The organism is Buttiauxella brennerae ATCC 51605, assembly GCF_001654925.1.
Classification (GTDB): Bacteria; Pseudomonadota; Gammaproteobacteria; order Enterobacterales; family Enterobacteriaceae; genus Buttiauxella; species Buttiauxella brennerae.
Genome location: NZ_LXER01000006.1, coordinates 65,413 through 80,742 on the forward strand (window position 1 = coordinate 65,413; position 15,330 = coordinate 80,742).

Sequence of the window (15,330 nt, forward strand, 5' to 3'; positions counted from 1 at the left end):
TTTTTCAACTATTTTAAAAAGGGCCTGGTCATGCTTCAAAGTAATGAGTACTTTTCCGGTAAAGTGAAATCTATTGGTTTTACCAGCAGCAGCACTGGCCGCGCGAGTGTTGGGGTCATGGTTGAAGGTGAATATACTTTTGGCACAGCTCAACCAGAAGAAATGACAGTCATCAGTGGTGCATTGAATGTTTTACTGCCGGGTGAAACCGAGTGGAAAACTTATGCGGCGGGCACCGTGTTCCATGTTCCTGGGCACAGTGAGTTCCATTTACAAGTGGCTGAACCTACATCGTATCTTTGCCGTTATTTAGCTGATAAATAATTTACCCGTCATACTTCAAGTTGCAGGTGTGTCGCCTGCCTGCAACTCGAATTATTTAGGGTAAAATATTCTCTTCTGAAAATGTTAGCGTTGTGCTTCGCCGCCCAATGCTTCCACCAGGTTCTTAATCAACGCCGCCAGTTCACCCGTCATCAGAATAAAATCTGCATCAAAACGACCACCGAAATCTTCACGGTCAATATCCTCGTTTTGGTCGCGCAGCGTATCGGCAAACTTCAGGCGCTTAATCGAACCGTCGTCGGCGACCAAAAACTGAATACGTTCTTGCCAGTCGAGCGCCAGTTTCGTCACGACTTTGTCAGCTTCGATATGCGCTGCAATCTCATCACAAACCAGATCCTGCTGCTTACAGCGAATTACACCGCCGCCTTCGAGAATGGCTTTCAGCTCGGCTTCATCCATTAATGCAAAGCCTGCAGGCACATCACCGGAGCGAACCCACTCAGTCAATGTCAGCTCAATGGGGTTTTCCAGCGCAAGCGGAACAACCGGCAGTGAACCGAGGCTTTTGCGTAGCAAAGCCAGAGTATCTTCCGCTTTCTTGGCACTGGCGCAGTCGACCATGATCAAACCGTTTACGGTGTCGATCCACATCATTGTTTGGTTGAAACGGCTGAAAGCGCGTGGCAGCAAAGAGTGCAGCACTTCATCTTTCAGAGAATCTTTCTCGGTCTTTTTCAGCTTACGAGCCTGTTCAGCTTCAAGTCTGCTGATCTTTGCTTCCAGTTCTTGTTTAATCACTGGCGCGGGGAGAATTTTTTCTTCTTTACGGGCGCAAATCACAATCTGCCCGTTAGCGACATGGGTTAATGCATCGCTGTGCGAACCCATAGGCGACACCCAGCCGGTCTTGGCCATGTCCTGGCTACCGCATGGGGTGAATGTGAACTCGGCCAACTGTTTTTCCATATCATCAGCTGAAAGCGTGATGTCACGGCTTAAACGGTAAACCATTAAATTTTTGAACCACAGCATGATTATTTCCCGGACTGTCAGTTAAGCGCAGCGGGCATGATAACGAATCAGCCGCCGTGTTTCATTGCCTTTACGGGGTGGTAATTCTATTCTGTTGATAACGCTAACTAAATGAGGAGGCTGCTGTGCGCATTGGTATCGACTTAGGTGGAACAAAAACAGAAGTGATCGCACTGGGGAATGACGGTAAACAACTTTTCCGCCATCGCCTGCCGACGCCGAAAAACGATTATCAGCAGACCATCGCTACTATTGTTGAACTGGTGCGCCTTGCAGAAGAAGCCACGGGTGAAAAGGGCACGGTCGGTATTGGGATCCCTGGTTCGATTTCGCCTTATACCCGCGTGGTAAAAAACGCCAACTCAACCTGGCTTAACGGGCAGCCGTTCGATAAAGACTTGTGTGATGCGCTCAGTCGCGAAGTGCGTCTGGCAAACGATGCCAACTGCCTGGCTGTTTCTGAAGCCATAGACGGCGCAGCAGCGGGTGCCGGGATAGTCTTTGCGGTAATCATCGGGACCGGCTGTGGCTCGGGTATTGCCATTAATGGCCGTAGCCTGATTGGCGGCAACGGCACAGCGGGCGAGTGGGGCCACAACCCCTTACCGTGGATGGATGAAGACGAGCTGCGTTTTCGTGAGGAAGTGCCTTGCTACTGTGGCAAACAAGGGTGCATCGAAACCTTTATTTCCGGCACAGGTTTTGGCACTGATTACCGTCGCCTGAGCGGGAAGCCTCTCAAAGGCAATGAGATCATGCATTTAGTCGATCAACAAGATCCCGTTGCTGAGCTTGCGATCGCCCGTTATGAAATGCGCCTGGCAAAATCACTGGCTCACATCGTCAATATTCTTGATCCCGATGTGATCGTGCTGGGTGGTGGGATGAGCAATAACGAACGCTTGTACAAAACGGTGCCGCAGTTGGTGAAACCGTGGGTGTTTGGTGGTGAATGCGAAACCCCGATTCGTAAAGCAGTGCACGGTGATTCAAGCGGTGTGCGCGGTGCCGCGTGGTTGTGGCCGCTTGAGAAGTAATTTTCCCCTCACCCTAACCCTCTCCCCAAAGGGGCGAGGGGACGAGATCAGAGTGCTGTTTTCGTTCTGCTCCCTCTCCTTGTCAGGGAGAGGGTCGGGGTGAGGATTACACCGCAAACTCTTTCGCCAGGCGACTCACGCCTAACCCGTTAATCTTCTTCACCTTAATCTGCACCGGAATGCGCTCTTTCATCGCTTCGACGTGGCTGATGACGCCAATGGTTTTTCCACTGGCATTCAGCGTGTCCAGCGCATCCAGCGCGGTATCCAGCGTTTCGGCATCCAGTGTGCCAAAACCTTCATCAAGGAATAGCGAGTCGATTCGTGTTTTATGGCTGACCAGGTCTGAAAGTGCCAGTGCGAGCGCAAGGCTGACCAGGAAACTCTCTCCGCCAGAAAGTGTGCGCGTATCACGCACTGCATCGGCCTGCCAGGTATCTACCACCTGCAATTCCAGAGCCTCGCTGTCTTTGCGTTGCAACAAATAGCGCCCGTGCAGGCGGTTGAGCTGGTTATTGGCCAGCCATACCAGATTATCGAGCGTCAGCCCCTGGGCAAACTTACGGAATTTATCGCCTTCTTTCGAGCCAATCAGCGCGTTGAGATAACCCCAGTCTTCAACTTGCTGGCGGCACTCGACAATAGCCTGCATCAGCCCTTGTTGGCGCTGGCGGTTTTCTGCATCGTGGCGCAATTGCTGCTGAATCTGACCTTGCTGAGTGGTGTTCTCGCGCAGTTGTTGATTGCATTGAGCCAGCTGTTCTTGCAATACGCTTAATTGTGCATCGTCTGCCAGTGCCTCAGGGCGGGCGGCACGGTGCTCTTGCAGCGCTTTTTCAGCTTGCTGATACAGAACGGTTTGTTGCTGCTGCTGTTGCTCAAGCTGCTGTTTTTTGTGCTCCAGAGCCTGCCGTTCGCTTTCATCCAGCAATGCTGCCAGGAATGATTCCACATCAGCAAACGCGCTCACTGCGAGCGCATTCAGGAACTGCGCGTTTGCCTGAGCGAAGCGGTTTTCTTCTTGCTGTTGCTGCTGTTGCAGTGTTTGCCATTGGCTTTCCAGGGCAATGCAATCGCTGTGCAACTGGTGCCAGTTCTGCAACGCCGCAGTTTGTTCATGTTCGGATAACGGTGCAGGTAGGGTGCCATCGTCAACCAGAGTGCTCAGCACACTTTCCAGCGCACTCAGTTGTTGCTGTATACGTGGAAGTTGCTCACTGCGCTGTTGCCATTGCATTGATTCATTTTGGCGCTGCGTCAGCCAGCTATTTTCTTCACCGTGGGCTGGGTGCTGCAAACCGGCATTTTCGAGAACTGCGTTCAGCGTTTCGCGTTGCGAGGCTATTTCAGCCGCCAGTTTTTGGTGTTGAAGCTGCGCCTGAGAAAGCTTTTCTTCCAGCTCAATCCGTTCTTTTAACTGATATAACTGCTGCTCGCGCAGTTCTTCACTATCGAGCCACTGTTGAATATCATCTTCTGGTGTCAGGGCCAGTTGCAGACTGGCGCAAAGCTGTTGCCAGCGCAGACGTAGGGCAGTTTCTTCCTCATCCAGCCCATTCATTGTGGCGATAAGGTTTGCATGCTGTTTGCGTTGCGTATCAAGCTGGCCTTTCATCGCAAAGCCTGCTTCTGCAAGGCTTGCCACTTCCCGTTTCAGTGCCACGAGTCGCTGCTGGTTTTCACCGGGCTGAATGGCCTGATAGTCAGCGACTGCCGGGTGTTGAGTGGAACCGCACAGCGGGCAAGGCGTGTCAGGCTGTAAATGTGCGCGTTCAGCTTCGAGGCTGACAATGCGCAACTCCTGTTCACAGACTTTTTCTAAGTCGCTTTCATGTTGGCGACGCTCTTTATAACGCTGGCGTTTTAGCACCAGTTCCGCATCGCCCTGAGCTATCTGTTTTTCAAGTTCTGCAACCTCTTGTTGCTGAAGCGTTTTGCGTTTTAATAATGAAGATAACTGTGGTTGTAGCGCAGCAAGCTGCTGGCGCAAGGGGCGTGCAGCGATTGCTGATTGTAAATGAGCACTCACTTCATCTGCGTTAAGTGTCAGAGCAACCGCAGGTAGCAACGCCAGTTTTTTCTGGCTGGCTTCAATATTTTGCTGCAGCGTTTGTAACTGAGTCGCATCGCGTTGTTGCTGGCTAAAGGCCATGCGCCAGCCCGCCAGCTCAGCGCCCCACAGGCGATAACGGTCGTGCGTTTTGAACCACTCTTGTAGCTGAGTGTTTTCCTCGTTCAGTGTTACGGCCTGGCTTGCCGCTGCGAGCCGCGTTTGTTGGCGGCGCTGCTTTGCGTTAAGTAAGCGAGCATTCACTTCTTTACTTTGCATGCGCGTGCTTTGCAGCGTGGCCTGGAGTTCTTGCAAACGCTGCCAGTCCGGGCGCAACTTCTCTGCGGGTTGTGCGCGAGTCAGTTTTTCTAATTGCGGTGCTGCTTCTGCTATTGCGCGTGTTGCCGCACTCAACGCCTGTTCGACGTGCGTATAGTTTTGCGTGAACTGTGAAAGCTGGCCGAGCCAGTGCTGGTGCTGCTGGAATTTAACTTGTTGTTCAAGCAGTGCTTTTTCTTCTGAAGTAAGTGCCTGCAAACGTTGAGAGAGCTGCTGGTGCTGCTCTTCGCCTAATAACGCCACGCCTGCGGCCTGAGCTTCCAGGTTCTCAAGTTGGCTGCGCACATTTTTATGATTTTCAAAAACGGCCGCAGAAACGGTGCCGTAAATTTCAGTGCCGGTCAGTTCTTCGAGCAGCGAGGCACGGTCATTGGCATCGGCATTTAAAAAGGCGGCGAACTGCCCCTGAGACAACATCATTGAGCGGGTGAAACGGTCGTAATCCAGCCCGGTCAGTTTGGCGGTGATATCTAGCTTATCTTTCACTTTATCGGCGACAATCTTGCCACTTTCCACTTCTGCCAGCTCGACACGCGGGGCTTGTAGATTGCCGTTTACCGCGTTGCGCGCCCGGTTCTGGCTCCAGAAAGCGCGGTATGCCACACCTTTAACTTCAAACTCCACTTCCGCCAGGCATTCAGCGGTGTCGCGCGTCATTAAATCATTTTGGGATTGCGAGACCGTGTTGAGGCGCGGAGTCTTGTGGTAAAGCGCGAGGCAAATCGCATCCAGCAAGGTGGTTTTCCCGGCACCGGTTGGCCCGGTGATGGCAAACAGACCGTTGCTGGCAAAAGGCTCGCGGGTGAAATCAATTTTCCATTCCCCTTTCAGGGAGTTGAGGTTTTTTAACCGCAGGCTAAGGATTTTCATGCCTGTTCCTCCGTGTCATGCAGACTGGCAACGGTTTGAGCAAACAGAGTGCGCAGGCGTTGCGCGCGTTCTTCCGTGGTCTCTTCCTGAACCAGGCGGCGTTCAAAAACTTCCTCAACGGTGAGTTCACTCAGGGTTTCTTTATGCTGCTGGGCGATAACGCGTTCGCGCTGCTCACGGCTACGGCGCAGCAACACCACTTCTACTGGCAGCGTTTCGGTGATTTGCTGGATATGGCGTTGCATATCATGCAGGTATTCATCGGTGGCGATTTCGATATCCAGCCACACTTTGGGTTCTGCGGGGGCATCGCGCCACTGTTCTAGTTGCTGTTCAATTTCAGACAGCGAGCCTTTGATGACCGCTAACGGCTGGCTAACAGGAACAGTCAGTGGGGTGACCTCATGAAGTTTACCCTCGTCAAACTCCACCAGATAAACGCTCTTGGTCTTGCCTGTTTCGTCAAAACTTAAGGGAATGGGCGATCCGCTATAACGAATATGTTCGGTGCCGCCAATCAATTGCGCACGGTGAATATGACCAAGCGCGATGTAATCAGCCGCCGGGAAATGTTGCGCCGGGAAGGCGTCGAGCGTGCCAATATAGATGTCACGTACTGCATCGCTTTTTGTCACGCCGACGGTCGTTAAATGCCCGGTGGCGATAATCGGCAGCTTGGCATCAGCGCGTAAATCGCAGGCTGCGCGATAACACTGCTGATAATGTTCGCTAATGGCTTCCATTAAAGAACGCTGTTTTTCATGGCCGGACAGTCCCGCCTGGCTGCTTTGAATATCGCGCGGGCGCAAAAACGGGATTGGGCAGAGAATCGCACCCGCCTGGCCGCTTTTGGTATTGAGCCGGATAGCTTGCTGGCTGGCATCATGGCGGGCACTGGCAATCACATATGTGTTCAGGCAGGCCATAAGCTCGCGGGATTCGTTGAGCGTCGCCACTGAATCATGGTTTCCTGCCAGCACCACGAGCGAGCATCCCGTCGCCTGGAGCTGCACCACAAAGCGGTTATACAGTTCTCGCGCATAGCTTGGCGGTGAGCCGGTATCAAAAATGTCACCCGCGACGATTATGGCATCCACATCATTTTCAACGGCAGCTTTGAGCAGCCATTCAAGAAAAGCCTGGTGCTCAGGACCGCGACTTTTGGTATAAAAATTTTGACCAAGATGCCAGTCTGATGTGTGAATTATGCGCATGACCTGTCCGGTGGCTTAAAAATGAAGTCCCGATTATAAGGGGACGAGGTAAAAAACGGCATATATCTCTGTGTCATAAATGAAATTGATGGGTTGCTGAACAGTCATTTTTTTCATAAATCTGTCATAAATCTGACGCATAATGGCACCGCATTGAAACAACAATAATTATTCCCTGGACAAGACAAATCATGGCGAAACGCATTCTGGTCGTAGAAGATGAAGCTCCAATCCGCGAGATGGTCAGTTTTGTGCTTGAGCAAAACGGTTTTCAGCCAGTTGAAGCGGAAGATTATGACAGTGCAGTGAACTTGCTTATCGAACCTTTCCCCGACCTTATTCTGCTGGACTGGATGCTGCCAGGCGGCTCCGGTATTCAGTTTATTAAGCACCTGAAACGTGAAGCTATGACGCGTGATATACCGGTGATGATGCTGACTGCGCGGGGGGAAGAAGAAGACCGTGTGCGAGGTCTCGAAGTTGGGGCCGATGACTATATTACTAAGCCGTTTTCTCCGAAAGAGTTGGTGGCGCGTATTAAAGCTGTGATGCGCCGTATCTCTCCGATGGCAGTAGAAGAAGTGATCGATATGCAGGGGCTGATTCTCGACCCGTCGTCGCATCGCGTGATGACCGGGGAAAATCCATTGGACATGGGGCCAACAGAATTTAAGCTACTGCACTTCTTTATGACACACCCGGAGCGTGTGTATAGCCGTGAACAATTACTTAACCATGTATGGGGTACCAATGTTTATGTCGAAGATCGCACGGTGGATGTGCATATTCGGCGTTTACGCAAGGCACTCGAACACAGTGGACACGACAGAATGGTGCAAACAGTACGCGGTACGGGTTATCGGTTCTCAACCCGCTTTTAGTTCCTTATCAGGAGATTGACGCGTGCTGGAACGGTTGTCATGGAAAAGGCTGGTGATGGAGCTTGTGCTCTGTTGCATACCAGCCGCTATCTTGGGCCTTATTTTTGGCCATTTACCCTGGTTTTTATTGCTGGCAGTCACCGGACTGCTGGTCTGGCATTTCTGGAATTTGCTGCGTCTGTCGTGGTGGCTGTGGGTTGATCGCAGTATGACACCACCGCCGGGGCGGGGGAGTTGGGATCCGCTGTTGTACGGCCTTCACCAGATGCAACTGCGTAATAAAAAGCGCCGTAAAGAATTAGGCAATCTGATTAAGCGCTTTCGTAGCGGTGCAGAATCATTGCCCGATGCGGTTGTGCTCACCACTGAAGAAGGGACGATTTTTTGGTGTAACGGCTTGGCTCAACAATTGCTGGGCTTGCGTTGGCCGGACGATAACGGCCAGAACATCCTTAACTTGCTGCGTTACCCTGAATTTACCCGCTATTTGTCGCAGAAAGATTTTTCTCGCCCGCTGACACTGGTACTCAATAATGGCCGCCATCTGGAGTTCCGCGTGATGCCATACAGCGACGAACAGTGGCTGTTAGTGGCGCGTGATGTGACTCAGATGCACCAGCTTGAAGGGGCGCGTCGCAACTTCTTTGCCAACGTCAGCCATGAACTGCGTACGCCGTTAACGGTGCTGCAAGGTTATCTGGAGATGATGCAGGATCAAACCCTTGAAGGCCCGCTGCGCGAGAAAGCGCTGGGCACGATGCGCGAACAAACTTCGCGTATGGAAGGGCTGGTTAAACAGCTTCTCACGTTGTCAAAAATTGAAGCTGCACCCGCGATGGTGCTCAATGAAAAGATTGATGTGCCACTGATGTTGCGTGTGGTGGAGCGCGAAGCGCAAACCCTAAGTCAGCAAAGACAGTCGCTACAGTTTGATATTGATCCGGCTCTAAAAGTGTTTGGTAACGAAGAGCAGCTGCGTAGCGCGATTTCAAACCTCGTTTATAACGCCGTAAACCATACGCCAGATGGCACACATATTACCGTGAGCTGGAAACGGGCTGTGGGTGGGGCGTGCTTTAGCGTTGCGGACACGGGACCGGGCATTTCAGCCGAACACATTCCACGCCTGACCGAGCGTTTCTACCGCGTGGATAAAGCGCGTTCACGGCAAACCGGTGGCAGCGGGCTGGGGCTTGCGATAGTGAAACATGCCTTGAGCCATCATGATGCGCGTCTTCATATTGAAAGCCAGCCGGGTAAGGGAACGACCTTTTCCTTTGTACTGCCTGAGCGTCTTATCGTTAACGAAAAAGTGGTTCAGCCAGAGTAGCTTGCTCTGGCTGTGTCAAAAAAACTTTCCGCAGGCCAGTCTTCTGGCCTGTGTTTTTTTTGCTCAGATGTAAATCAATAATCCTCGATCGGTTATAATTTGACCGCATAAACGACCATGATATTTTCTGATGGATAAACTTATCCTCTAACTTCCTGGCTAATTTAAGGATATCAATCTGGTTTTTAGATCCCTTCTTGCCTTCAAACGCTATAAGCGTTTTAATTGCGCCCCTGTAATTCGTAGACCGACTGGATTTGAGTGGTAATTCAAACAACTATTCTTCTCCACCGATCCCGGAAAGGATTTTCCGCTGTCGTAACTACCAATTGCCGCTTTTATGCCGAGTTAACAGGTATAAAAATTTGAATATTTTCAAAACTTTCAACACCACACATCCACAGGCTGTATAAATTTTATGACTCATCATTTGAAATCTCGAGACATCCTCGCCCTGGGCTTTATGACCTTTGCGCTGTTTGTCGGAGCAGGCAATATCATTTTCCCACCCATGGTGGGGTTACAAGCCGGTGAGCATGTCTGGATTGCCTCGCTTGGCTTCCTGGTTACCGCAGTCGGCCTGCCGGTGCTGACTATCGTTGCTATTGCTCGTGTGGGCGGCGGTATTGATAGCCTGAGCTCGCCGATTGGCCGCCGTGCCGGTGTGCTGTTGGCCACCGTTTGTTATCTGGCCGTTGGTCCACTGTTTGCGACACCTCGTACAGCGACTGTTTCCTTCGAAGTGGGGATTGCGCCGCTGGTTGGCAGCAGTGAACTTGCTCTGTTTATCTACAGCCTGGTTTATTTTGCCATTGTTATGGCCATCTCTTTGTATCCAGGTAAATTGCTGGATACCGTTGGTCATGTGCTGGCTCCTGTAAAAATTGTCGCGCTGTTAGCGTTGTCAGTCGGCGCGATTCTGTGGCCTGCTGGTGGTATCAGCACCGCGACTGAAGCGTACCAACATGCGGCGTTTTCTAACGGCTTCGTCAATGGTTATCTGACCATGGATACGCTGGCATCTTTGGTCTTCGGGATTGTCATTGTTAACGCAGCGCGTTCACGTGGCGTTACTGAATCTCGCTTGCTGACGCGCTATACCATCTGGGCTGGCCTGATTGCAGGTGTTGGTTTAACGCTGATTTACCTTGCTCTGTTCCGCCTGGGTTCAGACAGCGCATCGCTGGTTAGCGATCAAAATGCGAACGGTGCCGCAATTCTGCATGCGTATGTTGCTCATACCTTCGGTGGTGCCGGTAGCTTCTTCCTTGCCGCACTGATTTTCCTCGCGTGTATGGTGACGGCGATTGGCCTGACTTGTGCGTGTGCTGAGTTCTTCAGCCAGTATCTGCCACTGTCTTACCGCTCGCTGGTGTTTATCCTTGGCCTGTTCTCGATGGTGGTTTCTAACCTCGGCCTGAGCCATTTGATTCAGATTTCGATTCCAGTGCTGACGGCAATTTACCCACCGTGTATTGCGCTGGTGGTACTGAGTTTCACCCGTCCCTGGTGGCATAATTCAACTCGCATTATCGCTCCGGCGATGCTCATCAGTACCTTGTTCGGTATCCTTGATGGGATTAAAGCTTCGGCAATCAGTGATATTTTACCAGCGTGGACGGCGCGTTTGCCGCTTGCTGATCAAGGGTTGGCATGGCTAGCACCAACGGTCATCATGGTGGTTATTGCCATCATTTGGGACCGTGCCGCAGGGCGACAGGTGGCATCCGCCGCTCACTAAAAATTAAAATTATGTTCAACCACGGGGCTTTGCTCCGTGGTTTTTTTTATTGTTAAGCAGGTATGGAATCAATGGAAAACGCTAATAAACTCAAGCGCGGCTTGAGTACCCGGCACATACGCTTTATGGCGTTGGGCTCGGCAATTGGCACCGGGCTGTTTTACGGCTCGGCAGATGCAATCAAAATGGCAGGGCCAAGCGTGCTGCTGGCTTACATTATCGGCGGGGTGGCGGCATATATCATTATGCGTGCGCTGGGCGAGATGTCGGTACACAACCCTTCCGCCAGTTCGTTTTCACGTTACGCGCAAGATAACCTTGGCCCGTTGGCAGGTTATATCACCGGTTGGACCTACTGTTTTGAGATCCTGATTGTGGCGATTGCGGATGTTACCGCCTTCGGTATCTATATGGGGCTCTGGTTCCCCGCAGTGCCACATTGGGTCTGGGTATTGAGCGTGGTGCTGATTATTTGCGCCATTAACCTGATGAGCGTGAAGGTGTTCGGCGAGCTGGAGTTTTGGTTCTCGTTCTTCAAGGTTGCTACCATCATCATCATGATTGCTGCCGGCATCGGCATCATCGTGTGGGGTATTGGTAACGGCGGCAAGCCAACAGGTATTCATAACTTATGGAGCAATGGCGGCTTCTTCAGCAATGGCTGGATAGGCATGATTATGTCGTTGCAGATGGTGATGTTTGCTTACGGCGGTATTGAAATCATTGGCATTACTGCCGGTGAAGCGAAAGACCCGCAGAAGTCGATTCCACGTGCGATCAACTCTGTTCCTTTACGCATTCTGGTGTTCTATGTGGGCACGCTGTTTGTCATCATGTCGATTTACCCGTGGAACCAGGTTGGGACGGAAGGTAGCCCGTTCGTGCTGACTTTCCAGCATATGGGGATAACGGCTGCGGCAGGCATTCTGAACTTTGTTGTTATCACAGCCTCGCTTTCTGCCATTAACAGTGACGTATTCGGTGTAGGCCGCATGCTGCATGGTATGGCGGAACAGGGCAGTGCGCCGAAAGTGTTCGCCAAAACCTCACGTAACGGTATTCCGTGGGTCACCGTATTAGTGATGTGCTGCGCGCTGCTACTGGCGGTAGTGCTCAATTATCTGATCCCGGAAAACGTCTTCCTGGTGATTGCGTCGTTGGCAACATTTGCCACCGTGTGGGTATGGATAATGATTCTGCTATCGCAAATCGCTTTCCGCCGCAAACTCTCACCAGAACAGACAAAGGCGCTGAAATTCCCGGTTCCGGGTGGCGTTGCGACCACAGCAGTCGGGCTAGTGTTCCTGGTGTTTATTATCGCGCTCATTGGCTGGCACCCGGACACCCGCATTTCGCTGTATGTCGGCTGTGTGTGGATTGTCTTGCTGATGGTCGGCTGGCTATTCAAACGCCGCCAGATACTCGCCGCAAGCGAAAGCGGCAACGGAGTTTAATCACCGTTGTCAGGTGGACTAGCGCAAGCGAAATCCACCTTGCTGCTTACATTTCAGGGCATTCCACTTTACTTATCGCATCCCAGTAGTTTTTCTCGTTATTGCGCTCAAGAGCAATCCTCGCATCACGGATATAGGCTTTATTATCCTCATTAGAGAGGATTTTATTCGCCCAGACCTCATCAGATGTTTTCTTCTGCGGGTGGCAAGCCTTCTTTAAATCGCTGATAATTTGTTGTTTATATTTGCCAAACTGCAGAGATTCGTAAGCCGAATTTGCCAGAGAATTGGCAGACCAGACCACACAAAGAAGCAGAGTAATATTTCGGACGATAGACATAACGGTCTCCTGAATGGTGAGAATATTCTCACTATAGGTAGCGCTAACTTATTAAGCAAACGGCTCAATCTCTCATCCCCCGCTTTCATCCCCCAATAAAAATAGCAACGATGAGTGATAGCCAGCTACGCTGTGGCAAGGTGGCGGCAATAAATTTTCTGGGGATACGATTATGTTGAATGCATGGCACCTTCCGGTGCCCCCTTTCATACAAACACGTAAAGACAAGTTGTACATCACACTGTGGGTTTCTGGCGATGATTTACCGCAACGTGTAGTTCTGCGTTACGAAAAGGATAATGAAGAAACCTCAATACAGATGACGCGCCAAAAAGTGGCTCCCGAAGAGGGTGTGGTGGCATGGCGAGGTGTGATTGATCTAACCGAAGGGCAGCCGCGCCGACGCTACAGCTTCAAGCTGCTGTGGTTGGATAAACAGCGCTGGCTAACACCGCAAGGTTTGAGATCAATTCCGCCTGCAAGACTTGAGCAGTTTGCGATCGATCTTCCGGATGACGGCCCGCAATGGGTACAAGATCAGATCTTCTATCAGATTTTCCCCGATCGTTTTGCGCGTAGTGAGCAACGCACGCCAGAGCAGGATCAGGTTTATTATCACCATGCGGCAAAACGCGACATCATTTTGCGCAATTGGGATGAACCGCTCAGTGGAGATGCCGGCGGATCGACATTTTATGGCGGCGATCTGGATGGGATTAGCGAAAACCTGCCGTACCTGAAAAAGCTCGGAGTCACCGCGCTGTATCTCAATCCTATCTTCACCGCGCCGAGCGTACATAAATACGATACTCAGGATTATCGCCACGTAGATGTGCAGTTCGGCGGCGATCACGCCTTTTTGCGCCTGCGTAAAAATACTCAGAAATACGGCATGCGCCTGATGCTGGACGGCGTGTTTAACCATAGTGGTGATACGCATCAGTGGTTTGACAGGCAGCAAACTCATGGAGAGGGGGCGAGCCACAATCCACAATCTCCATGGCGTGATTTTTACAGCTATAACCAAGAGGGGCATGCACTCGACTGGCTTGGCTATTCCAGCTTGCCGAAACTGGATTACCAGTCTTCCTCGTTGGTCGATGAAGTTTACCAGGGGGAGGACAGTATTGTGCGCCATTGGTTACGTGAGCCGTGGGGCATCGACGGCTGGCGGCTTGATGTGGTGCATATGCTCGGTGAGGCTGGTGGGGCGAGGAATAACTTCCTGCATGTCACTGGCATTACCAAAGCTGCAAAAGAGACCAATCCCGATGCTTATGTGTTGGGCGAGCATTTTGGGGATGCGCGACAGTGGCTACAGAATGACACTGAAGATGCGGCAATGAACTACCGTGGCTTCACATTCCCGCTGTGGGGGTTCCTTGCGAACACCGATATTTCCTACGATCCGCAGCATATCGACGCACAAACATGTATGGCCTGGATGGATGAATATCGTGCGGGGCTTTCTCAGCAGCAGCAATTGCGGATGTTTAACCAGCTTGATAGCCATGACACCGCGCGTTTCAAGTCGATTCTGGGTAATGACGTCGACAGGTTACCGCTGGCGGTGGTGTGGCTCTATTGCTGGCCAGGCGTGCCTTGCGTTTACTACGGCGATGAAGTCGGTCTCGATGGCAATAACGATCCGTTCTGTCGTAAGCCATTCCCGTGGAACCCGGATCATCAGGATCTCGATCTGCTGGCGCTTTACCAACGGCTTGGTAAGTTGCGCCACAAGAGTCGGGCCTTGCGTAACGGCGGCTGCGAGGTGGTTTATGCCGACGGTGATGTCGTAGTGTTCGTCCGGGTTTACCAGAACGAGCGAATACTGGTGGCGCTTAACCGTGGTGATGAAGCGGCGGTTAACTTGCCATGGGAGCCATTGCTAAACAACAAAACCTGGACTCAGCTTGAGGGGGAAGCGAGTTTTGAAAACCATCAGCTCTCGTTGCCTGAAGTTTCTGTTTCGGTGTGGCGTTGCCTGTGATTCTGTAACCGGTTTCCCTTTTGCCAGGCGGAGGGGAAAACCGGTGCTATTCTTATTCTTCGTCCCCCCTGCTTAAGACCCGACTCACTCGACACTGATTTTTATCGATCACCCACTGTAAATATCGTCTGGTGTTGCCAACAATGTCTACACGATGGCCCATGGCGCGCCAGAGCGGAAAAGCCTGATTCAAAGGAACAACTCATGCCTGACAACAATACTGTCACGCTGGTGATTACCCATGCCATTAAATCGGGCCAGGCTGCGCGTTATGAGCAATGGCTTGAGAGAATCATGCCCACTGCTGCTCGCTATCCTGGGCACCTCGGTGTGCACGTCATTCGCCCAACAACCGGGAACGATGTGTACAACATCGTTATTCGCTTCGATACGCTGGAAAATCTCACAGCCTGGACGAAATCTGCGGAGCGAGAAGTGCTCGTCGATGAGATCAAACCGATCCTCAGTCAAGACGATCATCTGGAAGTGCGCACTGAAAGCGCTTTTTGGTTCACACCGGAAACCCCGACCATCAAACGCCCGGCAAAGTGGAAGCAGTTCCTCATCACGCTGGCGGTGATTTTCCCCAGTACCAACATCATTCCGCCTGTCACTGCCGTGCTTTTCCCCTCGCTTAAAGGCTCTCTGGGGTTAAATTTCATCAATGTTGCGCTGGTCGTGGCGCTGGTAGTGTGGCTATGGATGCCGATAATGACGCGCCTGTTTGCTGGCTGGCTGAAAAAATAATGCTTCACCGAGGAGAA

12 protein-coding genes are annotated in these 15,330 nt (G+C 51.6%); 8 read left to right on the forward strand and 4 right to left on the reverse strand.

Annotated features, from left to right (window positions below):
- Window positions 1-30: 30 nt before the first annotated feature.
- A complete protein-coding gene (ppnP, locus tag M975_RS01560; RefSeq protein WP_064556964.1) occupies window positions 31-324 on the forward strand; it encodes a pyrimidine/purine nucleoside phosphorylase in 294 nt (97 codons plus the stop codon).
- An 84-nt stretch (window positions 325-408) separates the two neighbouring features.
- Here ppnP and rdgC read toward each other — a convergent pair whose 3' ends face one another.
- On the reverse strand, window positions 409-1,320 hold the full coding sequence (gene rdgC / locus M975_RS01565; RefSeq protein ID WP_064556966.1) for a recombination-associated protein RdgC: 912 nt from the start codon (window positions 1,318-1,320) through the stop codon (window positions 409-411).
- A gap of 125 nt (window positions 1,321-1,445) precedes the next feature.
- On the opposite strand from rdgC, the gene mak reads away from it, so the two are divergent.
- On the forward strand, window positions 1,446-2,357 hold the full coding sequence (mak, locus tag M975_RS01570) for a fructokinase (protein WP_064556968.1): 912 nt from the start codon (window positions 1,446-1,448) through the stop codon (window positions 2,355-2,357).
- A 106-nt stretch (window positions 2,358-2,463) separates the two neighbouring features.
- On the opposite strand, the gene sbcC is transcribed toward mak, so the two are convergent.
- Window positions 2,464-5,616 (reverse strand): exonuclease subunit SbcC, encoded by a 3,153-nt coding sequence (gene sbcC, locus M975_RS01575; RefSeq protein WP_064556969.1) that lies wholly within the window; start codon window positions 5,614-5,616, stop codon window positions 2,464-2,466.
- Complete coding sequence (gene sbcD / locus M975_RS01580) at window positions 5,613-6,830, reverse strand: exonuclease subunit SbcD (protein WP_064556971.1); 1,218 nt, start codon at window positions 6,828-6,830, stop codon at window positions 5,613-5,615. The genes sbcC and sbcD overlap by 4 nt, the downstream gene beginning before the upstream one ends.
- A 191-nt stretch (window positions 6,831-7,021) precedes the next feature.
- Between sbcD and phoB the strand changes: the two genes are divergently transcribed.
- The 4 genes from phoB (at window position 7,022) to proY (ending at window position 12,236) form a co-directional block, all read left to right on the forward strand.
- On the forward strand, window positions 7,022-7,711 hold the full coding sequence (gene phoB, locus M975_RS01585; protein WP_064516559.1) for a phosphate response regulator transcription factor PhoB: 690 nt from the start codon (window positions 7,022-7,024) through the stop codon (window positions 7,709-7,711).
- 22 nt (window positions 7,712-7,733) lie between these two features.
- Window positions 7,734-9,041: a phosphate regulon sensor histidine kinase PhoR gene (phoR, locus tag M975_RS01590; RefSeq protein WP_064556973.1), complete on the forward strand. Its 1,308-nt coding sequence runs from the start codon at window positions 7,734-7,736 to the stop codon at window positions 9,039-9,041.
- 418 nt (window positions 9,042-9,459) lie between these two features.
- Window positions 9,460-10,782 (forward strand): branched-chain amino acid transporter carrier protein BrnQ, encoded by a 1,323-nt coding sequence (gene brnQ, locus M975_RS01600; protein WP_064556976.1) that lies wholly within the window; start codon window positions 9,460-9,462, stop codon window positions 10,780-10,782.
- A gap of 71 nt (window positions 10,783-10,853) precedes the next feature.
- Window positions 10,854-12,236 (forward strand): proline-specific permease ProY, encoded by a 1,383-nt coding sequence (gene proY / locus M975_RS01605; protein WP_064556977.1) that lies wholly within the window; start codon window positions 10,854-10,856, stop codon window positions 12,234-12,236.
- A gap of 46 nt (window positions 12,237-12,282) precedes the next feature.
- Here proY and M975_RS01610 read toward each other — a convergent pair whose 3' ends face one another.
- The gene (locus M975_RS01610) at window positions 12,283-12,576 is read right to left on the reverse strand and encodes a YicS family protein (RefSeq protein ID WP_064556978.1); all 294 of its coding nucleotides are present in this window, start codon (window positions 12,574-12,576) and stop codon (window positions 12,283-12,285) included.
- Window positions 12,577-12,748: 172 nt separating this feature from the next.
- On the opposite strand from M975_RS01610, the gene malZ reads away from it, so the two are divergent.
- Window positions 12,749-14,566: a maltodextrin glucosidase gene (malZ, locus tag M975_RS01615; RefSeq protein ID WP_064556979.1), complete on the forward strand. Its 1,818-nt coding sequence runs from the start codon at window positions 12,749-12,751 to the stop codon at window positions 14,564-14,566.
- A 204-nt stretch (window positions 14,567-14,770) separates the two neighbouring features.
- A complete protein-coding gene (locus M975_RS01620; RefSeq protein ID WP_064556980.1) occupies window positions 14,771-15,313 on the forward strand; it encodes an antibiotic biosynthesis monooxygenase in 543 nt (180 codons plus the stop codon).
- Window positions 15,314-15,330 lie beyond the last annotated feature (17 nt).